We start from the raw sequence: 16,303 nt of genomic DNA on the forward strand, positions 1-16,303 counted from the left end.
GGGACGTTGTTTGCGACAGGTCCCCGGCTATCTCGTCAGCGTTACATCGTGGCGCCGATCTGCCACGGCACGAATTCGTTGTCGCCATATCCCAGCTGTTCCGACTTCGACTGCTCGCCGGATGCCACGCGCAGGATCAGGTCGAAAATCTCCTGGCCCTTCTCCTGCACGGTGACGCCGTCCAGAATGTCGCCGCAATTGATGTCCATGTCCTCGACCATGCGCTGATACATCGGCGTGTTGGTGGCAAGCTTGATGGAGGGTGTCGGCTTGCAGCCATAGGCCGAGCCGCGGCCGGTGGTGAAGCAGAGGATATTGGCGCCGCCCGCCACCTGGCCCGTGGCCGAAACCGGGTCATAACCTGGCGTGTCCATGAAGACAAAGCCCTTCGCCGTCACGGCTTCCGCATATTCATAAACGGCGGTGAGGTTGGTGGTACCGCCCTTGGCAGCGGCGCCCAGGGATTTTTCCAGGATGGTAGTAAGGCCGCCGGCCTTGTTGCCGGGGGAGGGGTTGTTGTTCATTTCGCCGCCATTGCGCGCGGCATAGGCTTCCCACCATCTGATACGTGAGACCAGCTTTTCGCCCACCTCGCGGTTGACGGCGCGGCGGGTCAGCAGATGCTCGGCGCCGTAAATTTCCGGTGTCTCGGAAAGAATGCCCGTGCCGCCATGCTTGACGAGGAGATCGACCGTGGCACCCAGCGCCGGATTGGCGGTGATGCCGGAATAGCCGTCCGACCCGCCGCATTGCAAAGCCAGGATCAGCTCGGAAGCGGAGATGGTTTCGCGTTTCACGTTATTGGCTTTGGGGAGCATCTCCTTGATCGCCGCGACCCCGGCTTCGATGGTCTTTCGCGTGCCGCCCGTATCCTGGATGGTCATGGTGCGGAACGTATCGCTCTCGACGATGTTGTAGAGCTCCTTCATGCGGCTGATCTGGAACACCTCGCAGCCCAGCCCCACCAGCAGCACGCCGGCAAGGTTGGGGTTGGTGGCATAGCCCCATTGCGTGCGCTTCAGGATATCGAAGCCTTCGCCCTTCGACGCCATACCGCAGCCGGTGCCGTGGACGAAGGGAATGATGCCGTCGATGTTCGGATACTGCGCCAGGATGCCGGATCTGGTGACGGCCTCCGCCATGAAGCGCGCCACGGAGGCCGAGCAGTTCACGGAGGTGAGGATGCCGATATAGTTCCGCGTCCCCGACTTGCCATTGGCGCGGCGATAACCCTGGAAGGTCGCGCGTTGTTCGACCGGCAGGATTTCGTCATTGCGGGCGCCGGCCGCGAAGGCATAGTCGCGCTCGAATTCGCCCATGCTGGTGTTGTGCTCATGCACCCAATCACCGGGTACGATCTCTTCCGTCGCAAAGCCGATGATCTGGCCGAATTTCAGCACCGGCTGGCCGGGGGCGATCGGCGTCACCGCCATCTTGTGGCCGCGGGTGATGCGCGCATTGGCGGCGATGCCGCCGGCCGCCAGCTTGCCCTTCTCGATCTCGTCGACGGCGACGACGACATTGTCGCGTGGCGACAGGCGAATGGAGCGGGGCTCGGTGGCGACGACGCTGATCTGGCTCATGATGCTTCTGCTGGGTGAAAAAGAGGTTGCGTTTCGTGGATGACATTCTAACATGTTAGTATGAATGTGAAAGCGGAATCCTACGCGTTTCTGGGCGATGTCAGCGCATCCGCGCGCGGCGGCACCACGGCGCGCGTGGTCGGCGCCTTGCGCGAAGCCATTGTTTCGCTTGAACTTCCGCCAGGAACGCAGCTCGACAAGAATGCGCTCTGCGAGCGGCTGGGTGTCTCGCGTTTCCCCGTTTCGGAGGCGCTGTCGCGGCTCCAGGCGGAAGGCCTGGTCGAAATCCGCCCGCAGAGCGGCACCACCGTCTCGCTCATTCGTCTGGGCGATGTGCGCGAAAACCTCTTCATGCGCCGTGCCTTGGAAGCGGAAGCCGTGCGCTCGCTCGCCCGTGACCTGGCACCCGATGTGCTTGCCGCCCTGCAGCGGAATATCCGCTATCAGAAGGCCGCGGCCGGGGCCGGCGATCCCGTGGGCTTCCACAAGCTCGATCTGGAATTCCACGAGATCATCTTTTCGGCGCTCGGCTTTCCCCGCGCGCGGGCGGCGGTGGAAAGCGCCCGCCTCGGCCTCGACCGCATCCGCCGACTGCTGGCGTCGAAGCGACGGCACAAGCTGACCTATGACGAACATGCCAGGATCGTCGCGGCGCTTGAAAAAGGCGACGGCGACACGGCGGCCACCGCGATGATCGATCACCTCGATGCGGTGATGGAAGAATTGCTGAGCCTTGCCGAGAAGCAACCCGAAATCTTCGCCGACCGGGCAGCACGGCCCGTACGCCGCGCGGCCCTGGCCGCGAAGCCGCAGGCGAAGAAGCGGGGAAAGTGATGCGTCATTCTCGTTGGAAACCCTCGCCCCCTTCGGGGGAGAGGGTAGGGTGAGGGGGTGTTCGGGCGAGATTCGGTGTCGCGCCCCTCACCCCAACCCTCTCCCCGCTATCGCGGGGCGAGGGGGCAGCCACAATGCTCAAGCCAAGAACAAAAATGCCAAGCCAGGGGAGTGACATGAAATCGAAGATATTCAAGGCGCCATCGGGCGCTGAAATCCCGTTCACCGAACTTGGTTTCGGCACCGCCCCCTTGGGCAATCTCTTCCGCGCGCTGCCGGAGGAAGAAGCGCAGGCCACCTGTCAAGCGGCCTGGGATGCCGGCATCCGCTATATCGACACGGCGCCACTTTATGGCCTGGGGCTCTCCGAAACCCGCATCAACCATTTCCTGCGCGGCAAGCCGCGCGATTCATACGTGCTCTCCACCAAGGTCGGGCGGCTGCTGGAAGTCTGTCCGCCGGATCAGCGCACCGGCATCGGCAAGTTCTTCGACACGCCGTCGCGACGCGAGGTTTATGATTACAGCCATGACGGCATCATGCGCTCGATCGAGGCGTCGCTCGAACGCCTGGGGCTGGACCGTATCGATATTCTCTTCGTCCATGACATCGACGTCTTCAATCATAAGACGGCTGCCGCCCGCGATGAGAAGGTCGCCGAGCTGATGAAGAGCGGCTATGGCGCGCTGGTGAAGCTGCGCGATCAGGGAATCATCAAGGCCTTCGGCGCCGGCGTCAATGAATGGGAAGTGTGCGAGGTCCTCGCCAAGCAGGGGGATTTCGACCTCTTCCTGCTGGCCGGCCGCTACACGCTGCTGGAGCAGGAAGCACTCAATTCCTTCCTGCCGCTCTGCGAGCAGCGCAAGATCGGCATCGTCATCGGCGGCGCCTACAATTCCGGCATCCTCGCCACCGGCGCCAAGCCCGGCGCCTTCTATAATTACGACCCGGCGCCGCAAGACATCCTCGATCGTGTTGCGGGCATCGAGAAGATCGTAGCCGGCCACGGCGTCAAGCTGGTCGAGGCTGCCTTACGCTTCCCACTGGTGCACCCAGCCGTGGTCAGTGTCATTCCCGGCGCCAGCCGACCGCAGGAAGTGGCGCTCAACATGCACACGCTGGGCGCCGACATTCCCTCTGCCCTCTGGGCCGAGTTGAAGGCGAAAGGATTCATCCGCGCCGAGGCGCCCGTGCCGCATGGTCTCGAGCGGGGCGGCAAGTGAGGATCGACGCTCATCAGCATTTCTGGGTGCGTGCCCGCGGCGATTACGGCTGGCTGGAAACGATCGAGGCGGTGAAGCCGATCCGCCAGGATTACTATCCGGCCGATTTTGAAAGCTTCCGCGCCCGGCACGGCATTGACCGCACGGTTCTGGTGCAGGCCGCTCCCAGCATCGAAGAAACCGAATACATGCTGGGCCTCGCCGATGCGACGGCCTGGATCGCCAAGGTCGTCGGCTGGGTCGATTTCGAAAATGCCACGCACCGCCGGCATCTCGAACGTTGGTCCCGCCACGCCAAATTCTCCGGCGTGCGGCCGATGATCCAGGACATTGCCGATACCGATTGGATGCTGCGGCCCGATGTGCAATGGGGCTATGCCGCCGTTTGCGCGCTCGACCTCACCTTCGATGCCTTGGGCCTGCCGCGCCATCTCGATAATTTCCAGCGCCTGTTCGACCGCTATCCGAAGATGCGTGTCGTCATTGACCATTGCCTGAAGCCCGAGATCCGCAATGATGCCTTCGACGACTGGGCTGCCAAGATGGCGACGATCGCCGACAAGACCGGCGCCTATTGCAAGCTCTCCGGCCTCGGTACCGAAGCGAAGCCGGGCTGGGACGCAGCTGTGCTGAAGCCCTATGCCGATCACATCATCGCGTGCTTCGGCGCCAACCGCGTCATGTGGGGCTCCGACTGGCCCGTGATCAATCTCAACGGCAGCTATGATGCGTGGACGAAGGCCGCTGAAGAAATCGTGAAACCCGCCGATGCCGCCCGCATCTTCGGTGGCACTGCGGCAGAGTTTTATCGGATTGCTTGATGCATCGAACTTGAACGTCGTTGCCGCGTTGTACATTTCCCCCTCTCCCCTCGCGGGAGAGGGTTGGGGTGAGGGGGCCTCTCAACGAGTCGGTCGCCGCAACCCCCTCACCGCTCGCTGACGCTCGCCGCCTCTCCCGCGAGGGGAGAGGCTAAGGAAAAGGGAATAGAAAAGTGACCAACAGACTTTCCGGCAAGACCGCCCTCGTCACCGCCGCCGCGCAAGGCATCGGCGAGGCGTCGGCGCGTGCTTTCGCGGCCGAAGGGGCAGAGGTGATTGCGACCGACATCTCCGCCGCCAATCTCGAAAAGCTCAAATCCGTCCCCGGCATCCGCACGCGTTTGCTGGATGTCACGAAACAAGACGCCGTCGACGCCCTGGTGAAGGACGAGCCCAAGATTGACGTGCTCTTCAACTGCGCCGGCTTCGTCCACAGCGGCACGATCCTGGACTGCACAGAAAAGGACTGGGATTTCAGCTTCGACCTCAATGTGAAGGCAATGTATCGCCTGATCCGCGCCATCCTGCCGGGCATGCTGGATCGGGGGAAAGGCTCGATCGTCAACATGGCTTCGGTCGCCTCCTCGATGATCGCTGTCCCCAATCGTTTCGTTTACGGCGCCAGCAAGGCTGCCGTGATCGGCCTTACCAAGGCTGTGGCGGCTGATTTCGTGACCAAGGGCATCCGCTGCAACGCCATCTGCCCCGGCACGGTGGAATCTCCTTCCCTGCAGGACCGCATGCGCGCGGTCGGTGAAACGATGGGGGGCGACTATGACAAGGCCCGCGCCGCCTTTATCGCCCGGCAGCCCATGGGCCGGCTGGGCACGCCGGAGGAAATTGCCGCCGCAGCGGTCTTTCTTGCCAGCGACGAATCTGCTTTGATGACTGGAACCGCTCTGGCCGTCGATGGCGGCTGGACGAATATCTGAGGAATATGATGAAACTTTTGCGTTACGGCGCTCGTGGTGCCGAAAAGCCGGGCCTCCTCGACAAGGACGGCAAGATCCGCGACCTCTCGCAGCACGTGGCCGACATTGCCGATGCCGTCCTGTTGCCGGACAGCCTCGCCCGCCTTGGCAAGATCGATCCGGCGACCCTGCCGCTGGTCGACGGCAATCCGCGCTACGGCGCCTGCGTGGGCCAAATCGGCAAGTTCATCTGCGTGGGCCTCAATTATTCCGACCACGCCAAGGAGACCGGCGCCGAACCGCCCAAGGAACCGATCCTGTTCATGAAGGCCACCAGCGCCGTGGTCGGTCCCAATGACAATGTCATGATCCCTAGGAATTCGGTGAAGACCGATTGGGAAGTCGAACTCGGCGTCGTCATCGGCCGCGAGGCGCGCTATGTCGACGAGAAGAACGCGCTCGACCATGTCGCTGGATATTGTGTCATCAACGACGTTTCCGAACGCGCCTTCCAGACCGAGCGCGGGGGGCAATGGGTGAAGGGCAAGTCGGCCGATACTTTCGGTCCCACCGGCCCCTGGCTGGTGACCAAGGACGAGGTGCCGGACCCGCAGAACCTCGCCATGTGGCTCGATGTCGACGAGAAGCGCTACCAGAACGGCTCCACCAAGACGATGATCTTCGGTGTCGCCCATCTGGTGCACTACATCTCGCAATTCATGAGCCTGCAGCCGGGCGATGTGATCTCGACCGGGACGCCGCCGGGCGTCGGTCTCGGCCAGAAGCCCAATCCGATCTATCTGAAAGCGGGTCAGGTCATGCGGCTTGGCATTGCTGGCCTCGGCGAGCAGCGCCAGCAGGTCATCGCGACCCCGTAAGATGTTCCTGTCCTGCGGTTCAGCACTGTTTGATTGCTTTTCGTTGCCGACGGATGGCCCGGCCACCGTGCGCTTGGAAGGGCGGGCCGGCGGCTCGCCCCTCAATGTCGCGATTGGCTTGGCACGCTTGGGCAGGCCGGTCGGATTCTTCACCAAGAACTCGACCGATCTCTTCGGCCGCCGCATCCTCGGCTATCTGCAGAAAGAAGGCGTCGATACCAGCTTGATGGTGCCGGCTGCCAATAACACCACGCTGGCGATGGTCGAATTGGATGCGGCCGGTAGCGCTAGTTATGCCTTCTATACTGGCGGCACCGCGGACCGGTCGCTCACAATGGGAGAACTGCCAGCGACTTTGCCGGCAGCGATCCGTGCCATCCATATGGGCTGCTATACCAGCGTCACCGAGCCGACGGCGTCCAGTCTCGTTGCCTTGGTTAAACGCGAACGCGAGCGCTGTTTCATCTCCTATGATCCCAATGTGCGGCCCTCTATTGAACCCGACCTTGATGTCTGGCGCGGGCGCATCAATTCGTTGATGGGCACGGCGCATCTTCTGAAGCTGAGTTCGGAAGACGCTGAACGTCTTTATCCAAAGCAGTCATTTGAAAATCTCGCCCAGGATTGGATCCGCCGTGGCGTGCGCCTTGTCATTGTCACGCGGGGCAGCGAGGGGGCCGTGGCCTTCGCGGCTCATGGCTGCAGTGCTGCTGTGCCGGGGGTTCATGTGAACGTGGTCGATACCGTCGGTGCCGGTGACACTTTCACTGCCGCGACGCTGACCTGGCTGGAAAAGCACGACGCGCTGGCCGGGGCTGCTGCGGCGGACCTTGACTCTGACGCCTTGCGGTCGCTTCTTTCCTTCGGCGCCCGTGCTGCGGCCATTACCTGCAGCCGTCGCGGCGCCGATCTGCCATTCGCGGCCGAGCTCAAGGATTTCTCATGACCTACCGCCTCTTCATCGACAGTGCCAATGCAGGCGACTGGAAGATCGGCCGCAGCCGTGGCTGGCTGCACGGTGTCACCACCAACCCGCTCATCATTTCGCGCGCGGGCAAGAAGGTCGATCTGCCGACCGCCGCGCAATTGGTCGCGGATGCGCGCGAAGCGGGCCTTGCCGAAATCCAGCTGCAGGTGACCGGCCATAGCGCCGCCGAGCTCCTTGCCAGCGGCCGCGCCTTGCGCAATCTGTGGCATGGCGTGACGGTCAAGGTTCCAGCGACGGGCCCTGGTTTCGAGGCAGCCTCGGCACTTTGCCGCGATGGTGTGCCGGTGACGATCACCGCCTGCTACACAGCCCATCAGACCATGCTCGCCGCCAGTATCGGCGCGCATTATGTGGCACCCTATTACGGCCGCATGCTCGATGCCGGCATCGATGCCGACGGCTGCCTGGACGCCATGTTGTCGATCGCCGGCCGTCTCGGCAATCTGCGCGTCCTCGTCGCCAGCATCCGCTCGATCGACCAACTGGACTCCCTCACCGCGCGGGGCTTCGACACCTTCACCGTCACCCCGGCGTTGGCCGGTGCGATGGGCCAGGATGCCCAGAGCGATGCAGCTGCCGCCGATTTCATGAAGGCCGCCGAAACCAGCCTGAAATAATCCGTGCTTGAAGCTGAATATTCGTTCAACTTTTGAACGGATATTCAGGCAACCAGTGGGCGCGGCCAGTGTTCCTGATTACCCGCCAAGTGATCGGAAATCAGGTGAAGCGATTCTTCCAGATTCTGCTCGGCCTCCTGCTCTTCCTCCTGCTGCTGGTGGGGGGCGGGATGCTGTGGCTGACCCATGCCGGTCTCAAGGACCTTGCCGCGAAGGTGGCGAGCGATGCGCTGGACCGGCCGGTGCTGGCGCAGAGTCTCACTGTCGCCTGGGGTAATCCGCTGCATCTTGAGCTGACCAATCTCCGCATCGCCAACGCCGCCTGGGGCAGCACACCGCACATGATCACGCTGGCGCGCTTCAGCGCGGATATCGACCTGTCGTCCTTGTGGATCGGCAAGCCGATCTATGATCATCTGCGCGCCGAAGGACTGACAGTCGTGTTGGAGCGCGACCCAAAGGGTAAGGGCAATTGGAAATTCGGTGACGGCAGCGCGCAAGGCGGCGGCTTCGCCCTCATCCCGAAGAACCGCACGCAGTTCCCGACCCTACTCGACATGGCGCTCAAGGATGCGCTTATCACCTATCGCACCTATAGCGGCAATGTGCTGCGCATCGAACTCGACAATGTCACCATCGTCTCGGCCGGCGAGGACGTGCCGGTCACGTTGAAGGCGGCCGGCGCCTACAACAACACGCCGCTGGCGCTGGATGCCCGGACCGAGTCATTCGATAAACTGCGCGAAGCTACGATTCCCTTCGGCACGGCCTTTGCGTTGTTCGGCAAGACGGCGCGGCTCGAATTCGACGGAACGATGCTGGAACCGCTCGATTTCGAGGGTGTCGACGGCGCCCTGAAATTGACCGCGGAAGAACTGGATAATCTGCTGGCAAGCTTCAATGCGGATATGACGGCGGCTTACCCACTAATCGTCAATGGGCGTCTGACGCGCAAGGGCGATCACTGGGAACTGACGAAGGCCGTGGGCAAACTGGATCAGGGATCATTCGATGGGCAATTGATTCTAGATGAAGGCAGCAAGGGTGCCCCGGATCGCATCGCTGCCGATCTCTCCTTCGACAAGCTGGATTTCGATCGGCTGCTCGTGGCGGATAAGACGGCCGCCTCCAAGCCGATCAGTCTCACGGCGCCGAACGATCCCGGCATCATTCTCGATGCCAAAATCAAAACGCAGCAGTTCCTCTATGACGAGATCCGGCTGAGCGATGTGACGGTTGCGGGCCGTGTGGCACCGGGGAAGATGGCGCTCACCGATCTGCGCTTCCCTTATGCGGGTGGCCGCATCTCGGCATCCGCGGTGGTCGCCGATGAGGTCGTGGCCGAAGCTTCCGTCGAGGACATCAGCGCCGACCGTCTGGCACGCGAATTTGGCGCCGCAGCCGGCGACGTCACCGGCAAGCTGGACGGTCGCCTCGTGGTGACGATGCGCGGCGAGACAATCGACACGGCGCTTCAGCACAGCAGCGGTGCGGCGGTCTTCTCCATGACCGATGGCAGCATCAAGCGTGCGATCATCGAGCAGGTCTCGACCGATATCCGATCCCTGTTCCGCAGGAAGGAAGGATCGGCGCCGATCAAATGCCTGGGCGGCATTCTTGTTCTCAAGGATGGCATTGCCACCCTGGCGCCCTTTCGGCTCCAAGCCAAGGGCGCCAGCGTGCAAGGCGGCGGCACAATCGATCTGCGGCAAGGCAAACTCGACCTCACGGCAAAATCGGACCGGAAATCGACCGGTTTCTTCGCTCTCGACCTCCCGGTGCGGGTCAGCGGCACCTTCGACAATATCACGGCGGGCATCGCCTCTGACGCGGAAGCGACATGGGCACCGCCGGCAGCGCCAAGTCCCGCCACAATGGCCGCACCTATCCGCGATCTCGCGGCGCGCAATCCCTGCCTGAATTAGCGGAAAATGCGGCTTATTGTCATAGAGCCGGTCATGGACTTTGCCTCGCGCCAAGGCTAAAAGCACCGCTCGCAGGCCGTGCGAAGCTGGAGTGAAGTCTGATGTCGAATGCGTTGCTGAATGGGCGCGAAGTCGCCGAAACCATGTTGGTGCAGACCCGCGCGCAGGTGGCGGAATTGAAGGCTTCCGGTTGGGCGCCACGGCTCTGCTCAATTTCCGTGGGTGACGTGAGCGCGGTGCATCTTTACGTGCGCAACCAGAAGCGCACTGCCGAGAAGGCAGATATCCAGTTCGACGAGATGCATGTCCCGGAAAATATCCAGCAGGAGCAATTGCTGGCCGCGATTCACGGCATGAATGCCGATCCGCGCGTCACCGGCATCATCCTGCAGCGGCCGGTGCCGTCGCATCTTTCCATCAAGCAATTGCAGGGCGCCATCCATCCGCTGAAGGATGTCGAGGGCATGCACCCGGCCTCGATCGGCAACATCGTCTATAACGAGCTGGAACTGGGGCCGTGTACGGCGATGGCCTCGGTCGAACTGCTGCGGCAGACGGGCCTCGGCCTCGCCGGGCTCGAGGTCGTGGTGGTCGGCCATTCCGAGATCGTGGGCAAGCCCATCGCCTTTCTGCTGATGGCGGAGGGCGCCACGGTGACCGTGTGTCACCACATGACCCGCAACCTGTCGGTCCACAGCCGCCGCGCCGATGCGCTCTTCGTTGCCGTCGGCAAACCCGGCCTCATCAATGCCGAGATGGTGAAGCCGGGCGCAGCCGTGATCGATATCGGCATCAACCAGATCACGCTGCCTGACGGATCGACCAAAGTCGTGGGCGATGTCGATTTTGCCTCCGTCTCGCAGATCGCCGGCTGGATCACGCCGGTGCCGGGCGGCGTCGGCCCGGTGACCGTGGCCGTGCTGATGCGCAACGCTGTCATCGGGGCCACGCGGCAGAAGAAGCATTACGAAAGCCTGTTCGGCCCCGCTCACCAACTGGCTGAGTAGATCGTCCGGTGAAGTCACCCTGCATCGATATCTGCAAGTTCGACGGACGCACCGGCTGGTGCGTCGCCTGCGGCCGCACCAAGGATGAATGCCGCTCCTGGAAAAAGGCGCCCCGCCCACGCCAGATGTCGCTCAGCGCCGAACTGCCGCGCCGTCTTGCCAAGCTCGCAGCGCGGAACCCTACCTAGTCTTTTCTTTGCCGCCGTCGCATGCTCTAAAAGCTTCGAAGCGGAGCGCGAGGGCGGGATGAGTTATGGACTTTATATCGGCAAGAACCTGACGGCGGATGGGCTCGGCTATCTTGCCGGTTATGGCGATGAGCCGTCGAGCCATTGGCTGGAGATCGTGCCGCGCGCGCATCATGCGGACGGTACCGCGATCACGGTCGGGGTGACGCCGCAGGCCGAGATGCGGGGTGTGCTCAGCGAGATACCGCAGGTAGCGGAGACGGCGCGCAATATCCGCGTCAGCTATTCCTATTATCTCGGCGTGCCGGCGCCGCTCACCAATGGCGGCCTCAACGAATATGGCGTTGCCGTGCGCGATATCTGGTCGACCTCGCGCGATGCGCTGATTGCCATGACGCCCAGGGACCAGACCGGCCCGAATTACAGCGACCTGGCGCGCATCGTGCTGGAGCGGGCGCGAACGGCGCAGGAGGGTGTCGAGATCATCGCCGATCTGATCGCGCGTCATGGCTATGCCGATTACGGCGGCAATTCGCATCTCATCGCCGATGCGGATGAGGCCTGGGTGGTGATCGAGTGTTCTGGCGGCAAGGGGTTGTGGGCGGCGGAACTGCTTGGTCCCGACAGCATCCGCGCCTCGCGGCCCGGCTATATCGGTGTCATTCCGGTGGATCAGTCGGACCATCCGGACTTTCTCTATTCTCCCAATCTGGTTTCCTTTGCGGTTCAACAGGGTTGGTTCGATGCCGCGGCAGGCCAACCCTTCGACTTCAACAAGATCTACGGTGACGGCAAGGGGCCCTGGGCCGGCGCGCAATGGATCGAGGGCGAGATGGCAAGGCGCGCAAAACGGCCGGAGAAAATCGGCATTGCCGACATCTTCTGGGCCGTGCGCACCGAGAAGCTCACCGGCGATACGGCCGGCTACGGGCAGGTCGTGCCGCTCTATGGCGAGGTTCCGACTGACTTGCGCATGCTATGGCATACGCAGGTCGGTGCCGTCGCAGCGCCTTTTGCCCCGGTTTTCATGGGCGTCACGCAAGTGCCGGAGGAATATCGACAGCATCGCTATCTGACGGCAGGCGAGTCGGCGCGCTTTGTCGATCTGCGGCACGGGCAGGCGGTCCTTTCCGCCGTGCCGCAGGGGATCGAAGCCACGCGTTCGGCGACGGCGGTCTTCAAGCGGCTGCTCTATCTGGTGGCCCAGCACGACGATCTGTTCCGGCCGGAAGTGACGGCAGTCTGGGAGGCGATCGAACGCAAGCTGGTGGCCGATTGCCCCGCCATCATCGATACGGCGCAGACCTTGATCGATGCCCGGAAGCCGGAACGCGCAGCGGCCTTCCTCACCTATTACTGCCGCACCGAATTGCTGGCGGCCCTCGACCTCGGCGAGACGCTGGCACGCAGCATCGAAGCCCGCACCCGGGCGCTGTTCGGCATCAATACCGATATGATGCCGAAATCCGCCGCGCAGATCTGGTAAGGGGCGTTACTCCGCTACCGCGATCTGTGCGGGCTTGGCCTGCTTCTTGACCGTGATCACCAGGATGGAGGCAACGATGCACAATGCCCCGGCGGTGAAGAAGGCCGGCAGATAGGTGTCGAGCTCGGTTCGTGACCAGCCGGCACCTTTGGTAGCAGCCGCAGCGCCCAATTGATGGGCGGCGAAGACCCAGCCGAAGATCAGGGTCGCGCGCTCGCGGCCGAAGCGTTCGGCGCAGAGCTTTACCGTCGGCGGCACGGTCGCGATCCAGTCGAGGCCGTAGAACACGGCAAAGATGGAGAGGCCCACGAAGGTGAAATCCGACGCCGGCAGATAGAGCAGCGACAGGCCGCGCAAGCCATAATACCAGAACAGCAGCCAGCGATTGTCGAAGCGGTCGGAGAGCCAGCCACTGGCCACGGTGCCGATGAAATCGAAGATGCCCATCATGGCGAGAAGATTGGCGCTGGTTTGCGTCGGCACGCCGAAATCGAGGCAGAACGGCACCAGATGCGGCTGGATTAGGCCGTTGGTGCTGGTGCCGCAGATGAAGAAGGTGAAAGCCAGCACCCAGAACACCCAGGAGCGCGACGCTGATTTCAAGGCATGCAAGGCGGCGAAGGCGATGGAGGTCGACGCCGCGGCGTTTTGCGCGGCAATTGCACCCGCCACCGAACTGCCGTCATCGCCATAGGGCAACAGCCCGATATCCGACGGCCGATTGCGCATGATGGCGGCAACGATCAGCGCCACCGCGGCGAGTGCGACGCAAAGCAGGCCAATCGACCAGCGCCAGCCGGTGGTTTCGGCGATGTGGTTGAAGAGCGGGATGAAGACGAGCTGCCCGGTTGCCGAACTGGCGGTGAGCAGGCCGATGACCAGCCCACGACGCTGGGTGAACCAGCGCGTTGCCACCGTGGCACCCAGCACGATCGCCGTCATGCCGGTGCCAAGGCCCAGCACCACGCCCCAGAGCAGGGTCAATTGCCAGAGCTGCGTCATCGCCAGCGAGGCGGTCAGGCCGATGACGATGAAGGCGAGCGAGGTGAGGATCATGCGCCGCACGCCGAACTTGTTCATGAGGGCCGCCGTGAAGGGACCCATCAATCCATAAAGAGCCACGCGCACCGAAAGTGCTGTCGAGATGTCGGAGTTGGTCCAGCCGAATTCATCCTGCAGGCGAACGAGCAGCACCGCCGGACCGCCCATGGCGCCCGCCGTCACCAGCATGGTGAGGAAGGTTGTCCCGGCGACGGCCCAGCCGTAATGGATCTGCCGGCGCGCCAGCGCTGCGGCAAGAACGTTGGAGATCATGGCGGCTTCCTGCTATTTGAACGCTCGCAAAGTAGGGTGATAGATATCGGGGTCGAGCAAGTACGCCAAACGTACTTATTAGATACGAGCTTTGCAAATAAACATGATGATCGTCATGATAGCCATGGCGCCGTCAGGGTATTCGCCACCGTCTTGGTGAGGATAGTGCGATGAAGGTCACGCGGGAAAAGGCGGCGGAACACCGTGCCGCGATCGTGCAGGCAGCGGCCAATCTGTTCCGCGCCCGAGGCCTCAGCGGTGTTGGCGTCGCCGAGATCATGCAGGCGGCCGGCCTCACGCATGGCGGATTTTACGGCCATTTCAAATCGAAGGACGCGTTGGCGGCCGAAGCTTGCTCGGCGGCCTTCAACGAAGGATTGGCGCGGGTCGAGGCAGATTCCGATCTTGCCGGCTATGTCGCGCGCTATTTCACCAAGGCGCATCGCGACCGGCGCGACGGCGGTTGCCCGATGGTGGCGCTGGGCAGCGAGATCACGCATCAGGAAAGGGAAGTGCAGGCCAAGTTCGCCGAGGGGATCGCATCCTATATCGCCGGTATCGAGGGCCTGCTGCGCCGGACGGCGCCCGCGGCAGATGCCGAAACCGTCCGCGCGGAAGCCATCATCACCGTGGCGACGCTGGTGGGGGGCATGATCCTGGCCCGTGCCACTGCCGAGACGCAGCCGGACCTCTCGACCGAAATCCTGGATACCTTGCCGGCCGCCATCGCACATTGAGGCGTCATTGCAAATAATAGGATTTAGATCCTCTTCTTTCTTCCTTTGACTAACAGGTGGCCTTATCCGGCGCCAGATTGTATACAATCCGGCGCGACTCGCATTGATAAGGAGATACCATCTTGAACGGCAATGTGTTCCGGGGCTGCATCCCGGCTTTGATGACCCCCTGCAAGCCTGACCGGACCCCGGATTTCGCGGCCCTGGTGAAGAAAGCCCAGGAACTGATCAAGACCGGCATGTCGGCCGTGGTCTATTGCGGTTCGATGGGTGACTGGCCGCTGCTGACCGACGAGCAGCGCATGGAAGGCGTTGAGAAGCTAGTCGCGGCCGGTATTCCGGTCATCGTCGGTACGGGCGCCCAGAACCCGGCCCGCGCCGCCGCGCTCGCGGCGCATGCCAAAAAGGTCGGTGCCAAGGGCCTGATGATCATCCCGCGCGTGCTGTCGCGCGGACCCGTCACGGCGGCGCAGCGCGCGCATTTCGCCGGCATCCTTGAGGCGGCGGTCGATTTGCCGGCCGTCATCTATAACAGCCCCTATTACGGCTTCGAGACCAAGGCCGATCTCTTCTTCGACCTGCAGGCCAAGTACCCGCACCTGGTCGGCTTCAAGGAATTCGGCGGGGCGGATTCGCTCAGCTACGCCGCCCAGCACATCACCAGCCGCGACAAGTCGCTGACACTCATGGTCGGTGTCGACACGCAGGTCTTCCACGGCTTCGTCAATTGCGGTGCGGCCGGTGCCATCACCGGCATCGGCAACGTGCTGCCCAAGCATGTGCTGCATCTCGTCGAACTGTGCGAGAAGGCAGCGACGGGCGATGCCAAGGCGCGCAACCAGGCCCTGGAGCTGGAACGTGCGCTCATGGTCCTGTCGACCTTCGACGAGGGGCCCGATCTGGTCCTTTTCTACAAATACATGATGGTGCTGGAAGGCAGCCCGGAATTCACGCTGCATTTCAACGCCAGCGATGAGCTTTCGGCCAGCCAGAAGCATTTCGCCGAAAGCCAGCTGAAGCTGTTCAAGGCCTGGTACGCCAACTGGGAAGGCAGGAAGTAAGCGCGACACTTCTTCTCAGCCGACATGCGATGAAGGACAGTGCCGTGCCGGCACTGTCCTTTTTGCTTTTGGCGCTCTGCATTTTGAGCGCGGTCGCACGCCCTATTTTCGGATCACTTCCGAATAGATGATGACCTTGTCGACCGTTTCGCCGTCGCTCGAGAGCGGCAGCAGCAGCCCCTCCGGCTCGCGGAGCCAGCCATCGGGGGAGGGTAGCGGGTCCCAATCGTAGACCAGTGTCTTGTCCTCGATGGCGAGGCGGTAGTTCTCCAGCACATCCTCCAGCGACGCGCCGATAAAGCCCTCCTCGACGGTCATGCCCGTGACGTCGCGACCGCGCAGTTCGATGAGCTTGGTGCCGACCAGGCGGTAGACGAGCCGGCGCGGGTTGTGGAAGACATCGATCAGCGTAATCCCCGGCAGCCACGGCTTCATCTCGATCGGATCGAGATCCGCGCGGGACGGCATCTTCCGACCCTGCCGCTTGTTGTCCCAATAGCGATAGAAGGAAGCGACCCGCGGTGAGCAATGCTCGAGGAAATCGAGCGACGTCTTTCTGGGATAGTTCGGCGATCGACCTATGGCTGACATGAGGCGCCCTGGAGACATGGTGCAGATCTGACGGTTCGCTCACCCGCCACCATTGTCAGCATACGCAATCGGATGGAAAAGAGAGCGTAGCAATTGGTCGCTATCCGCGGCCGTAAGGCTTTCATTAACTATAGTGGGG

16 protein-coding genes are annotated in these 16,303 nt (G+C 62.6%); 13 read left to right on the forward strand and 3 right to left on the reverse strand.

Annotation, left to right across the window (positions count from 1 at the left end; all coding sequences use genetic code 11):
* Positions 1 to 41: 41 nt before the first annotated feature.
* Complete coding sequence (locus ACE3OA_RS11915; protein ID WP_374310994.1) at positions 42 to 1,583, reverse strand: UxaA family hydrolase; 1,542 nt, start codon at positions 1,581 to 1,583, stop codon at positions 42 to 44.
* Between the two features lie 60 nt (positions 1,584 to 1,643).
* Between ACE3OA_RS11915 and ACE3OA_RS11920 the strand changes: the two genes are divergently transcribed.
* From ACE3OA_RS11920 to ACE3OA_RS11970, 11 genes are all read left to right on the forward strand, one after another.
* Positions 1,644 to 2,417 (forward strand): GntR family transcriptional regulator, encoded by a 774-nt coding sequence (locus ACE3OA_RS11920; RefSeq protein WP_374310995.1) that lies wholly within the window; start codon positions 1,644 to 1,646, stop codon positions 2,415 to 2,417.
* A gap of 176 nt (positions 2,418 to 2,593) precedes the next feature.
* Positions 2,594 to 3,640 (forward strand): aldo/keto reductase, encoded by a 1,047-nt coding sequence (locus ACE3OA_RS11925; protein WP_374310996.1) that lies wholly within the window; start codon positions 2,594 to 2,596, stop codon positions 3,638 to 3,640.
* On the forward strand, positions 3,637 to 4,461 hold the full coding sequence (locus ACE3OA_RS11930) for an amidohydrolase (protein ID WP_374310997.1): 825 nt from the start codon (positions 3,637 to 3,639) through the stop codon (positions 4,459 to 4,461). The genes ACE3OA_RS11925 and ACE3OA_RS11930 overlap by 4 nt, the downstream gene beginning before the upstream one ends.
* A gap of 173 nt (positions 4,462 to 4,634) precedes the next feature.
* A complete protein-coding gene (locus tag ACE3OA_RS11935; protein WP_374310998.1) occupies positions 4,635 to 5,393 on the forward strand; it encodes an SDR family oxidoreductase in 759 nt (252 codons plus the stop codon).
* An 8-nt stretch (positions 5,394 to 5,401) separates the two neighbouring features.
* Positions 5,402 to 6,250, forward strand: coding sequence for a fumarylacetoacetate hydrolase family protein (locus ACE3OA_RS11940; protein ID WP_374311642.1), 849 nt, complete (start codon positions 5,402 to 5,404; stop codon positions 6,248 to 6,250).
* A gap of 43 nt (positions 6,251 to 6,293) precedes the next feature.
* A complete protein-coding gene (locus ACE3OA_RS11945; protein ID WP_374310999.1) occupies positions 6,294 to 7,196 on the forward strand; it encodes a carbohydrate kinase in 903 nt (300 codons plus the stop codon).
* The gene (locus ACE3OA_RS11950) at positions 7,193 to 7,855 is read left to right on the forward strand and encodes a transaldolase family protein (RefSeq protein ID WP_374311000.1); all 663 of its coding nucleotides are present in this window, start codon (positions 7,193 to 7,195) and stop codon (positions 7,853 to 7,855) included. The genes ACE3OA_RS11945 and ACE3OA_RS11950 overlap by 4 nt, the downstream gene beginning before the upstream one ends.
* 104 nt (positions 7,856 to 7,959) lie before the next feature.
* On the forward strand, positions 7,960 to 9,780 hold the full coding sequence (locus ACE3OA_RS11955; protein WP_374311001.1) for an AsmA family protein: 1,821 nt from the start codon (positions 7,960 to 7,962) through the stop codon (positions 9,778 to 9,780).
* A gap of 101 nt (positions 9,781 to 9,881) precedes the next feature.
* Positions 9,882 to 10,787 (forward strand): bifunctional 5,10-methylenetetrahydrofolate dehydrogenase/5,10-methenyltetrahydrofolate cyclohydrolase, encoded by a 906-nt coding sequence (locus tag ACE3OA_RS11960; RefSeq protein ID WP_374311002.1) that lies wholly within the window; start codon positions 9,882 to 9,884, stop codon positions 10,785 to 10,787.
* Between the two features lie 8 nt (positions 10,788 to 10,795).
* Entirely contained in the window at positions 10,796 to 10,975 is a 180-nt protein-coding gene (locus tag ACE3OA_RS11965; RefSeq protein ID WP_374311003.1) for a DUF1289 domain-containing protein, read from the forward strand.
* 58 nt (positions 10,976 to 11,033) lie between these two features.
* Positions 11,034 to 12,461 (forward strand): C69 family dipeptidase, encoded by a 1,428-nt coding sequence (locus ACE3OA_RS11970; protein WP_374311005.1) that lies wholly within the window; start codon positions 11,034 to 11,036, stop codon positions 12,459 to 12,461.
* A 6-nt stretch (positions 12,462 to 12,467) separates the two neighbouring features.
* Here the strand turns inward: ACE3OA_RS11970 and ACE3OA_RS11975 are convergent, their stop codons facing one another.
* The gene (locus tag ACE3OA_RS11975; protein ID WP_374311006.1) at positions 12,468 to 13,775 is read right to left on the reverse strand and encodes an MFS transporter; all 1,308 of its coding nucleotides are present in this window, start codon (positions 13,773 to 13,775) and stop codon (positions 12,468 to 12,470) included.
* 170 nt (positions 13,776 to 13,945) lie between these two features.
* On the opposite strand from ACE3OA_RS11975, the gene ACE3OA_RS11980 reads away from it, so the two are divergent.
* Complete coding sequence (locus tag ACE3OA_RS11980) at positions 13,946 to 14,512, forward strand: TetR/AcrR family transcriptional regulator (RefSeq protein WP_374311007.1); 567 nt, start codon at positions 13,946 to 13,948, stop codon at positions 14,510 to 14,512.
* Positions 14,513 to 14,634: 122 nt separating this feature from the next.
* Positions 14,635 to 15,573 (forward strand): dihydrodipicolinate synthase family protein, encoded by a 939-nt coding sequence (locus tag ACE3OA_RS11985; RefSeq protein ID WP_374311008.1) that lies wholly within the window; start codon positions 14,635 to 14,637, stop codon positions 15,571 to 15,573.
* Positions 15,574 to 15,675: 102 nt separating this feature from the next.
* Here ACE3OA_RS11985 and ACE3OA_RS11990 read toward each other — a convergent pair whose 3' ends face one another.
* Positions 15,676 to 16,164: a PAS domain-containing protein gene (locus ACE3OA_RS11990; protein WP_374311009.1), complete on the reverse strand. Its 489-nt coding sequence runs from the start codon at positions 16,162 to 16,164 to the stop codon at positions 15,676 to 15,678.
* Positions 16,165 to 16,303 lie beyond the last annotated feature (139 nt).

The organism is Dongia sp. (genome assembly GCF_041906375.1).
GTDB lineage: Bacteria > Pseudomonadota > Alphaproteobacteria > Dongiales > Dongiaceae > Dongia.

Coding starts and splice junctions, on each gene's coding strand:
- ACE3OA_RS11915 (WP_374310994.1), bottom strand. CDS start 1,583: ATGAGCCAGATCAGCGTCGTCGCCACCGAGCCCCGCTCCATTCGCCTG.
- ACE3OA_RS11920 (WP_374310995.1), top strand. CDS start 1,644: ATGAATGTGAAAGCGGAATCCTACGCGTTTCTGGGCGATGTCAGCGCA.
- ACE3OA_RS11925 (WP_374310996.1), top strand. CDS start 2,594: ATGAAATCGAAGATATTCAAGGCGCCATCGGGCGCTGAAATCCCGTTC.
- ACE3OA_RS11940 (WP_374311642.1), top strand. CDS start 5,402: ATGAAACTTTTGCGTTACGGCGCTCGTGGTGCCGAAAAGCCGGGCCTC.
- ACE3OA_RS11950 (WP_374311000.1), top strand. CDS start 7,193: ATGACCTACCGCCTCTTCATCGACAGTGCCAATGCAGGCGACTGGAAG.
- ACE3OA_RS11960 (WP_374311002.1), top strand. CDS start 9,882: ATGTCGAATGCGTTGCTGAATGGGCGCGAAGTCGCCGAAACCATGTTG.
- ACE3OA_RS11970 (WP_374311005.1), top strand. CDS start 11,034: ATGAGTTATGGACTTTATATCGGCAAGAACCTGACGGCGGATGGGCTC.
- ACE3OA_RS11975 (WP_374311006.1), bottom strand. CDS start 13,775: ATGATCTCCAACGTTCTTGCCGCAGCGCTGGCGCGCCGGCAGATCCAT.
- ACE3OA_RS11980 (WP_374311007.1), top strand. CDS start 13,946: ATGAAGGTCACGCGGGAAAAGGCGGCGGAACACCGTGCCGCGATCGTG.
- ACE3OA_RS11990 (WP_374311009.1), bottom strand. CDS start 16,164: ATGTCAGCCATAGGTCGATCGCCGAACTATCCCAGAAAGACGTCGCTC.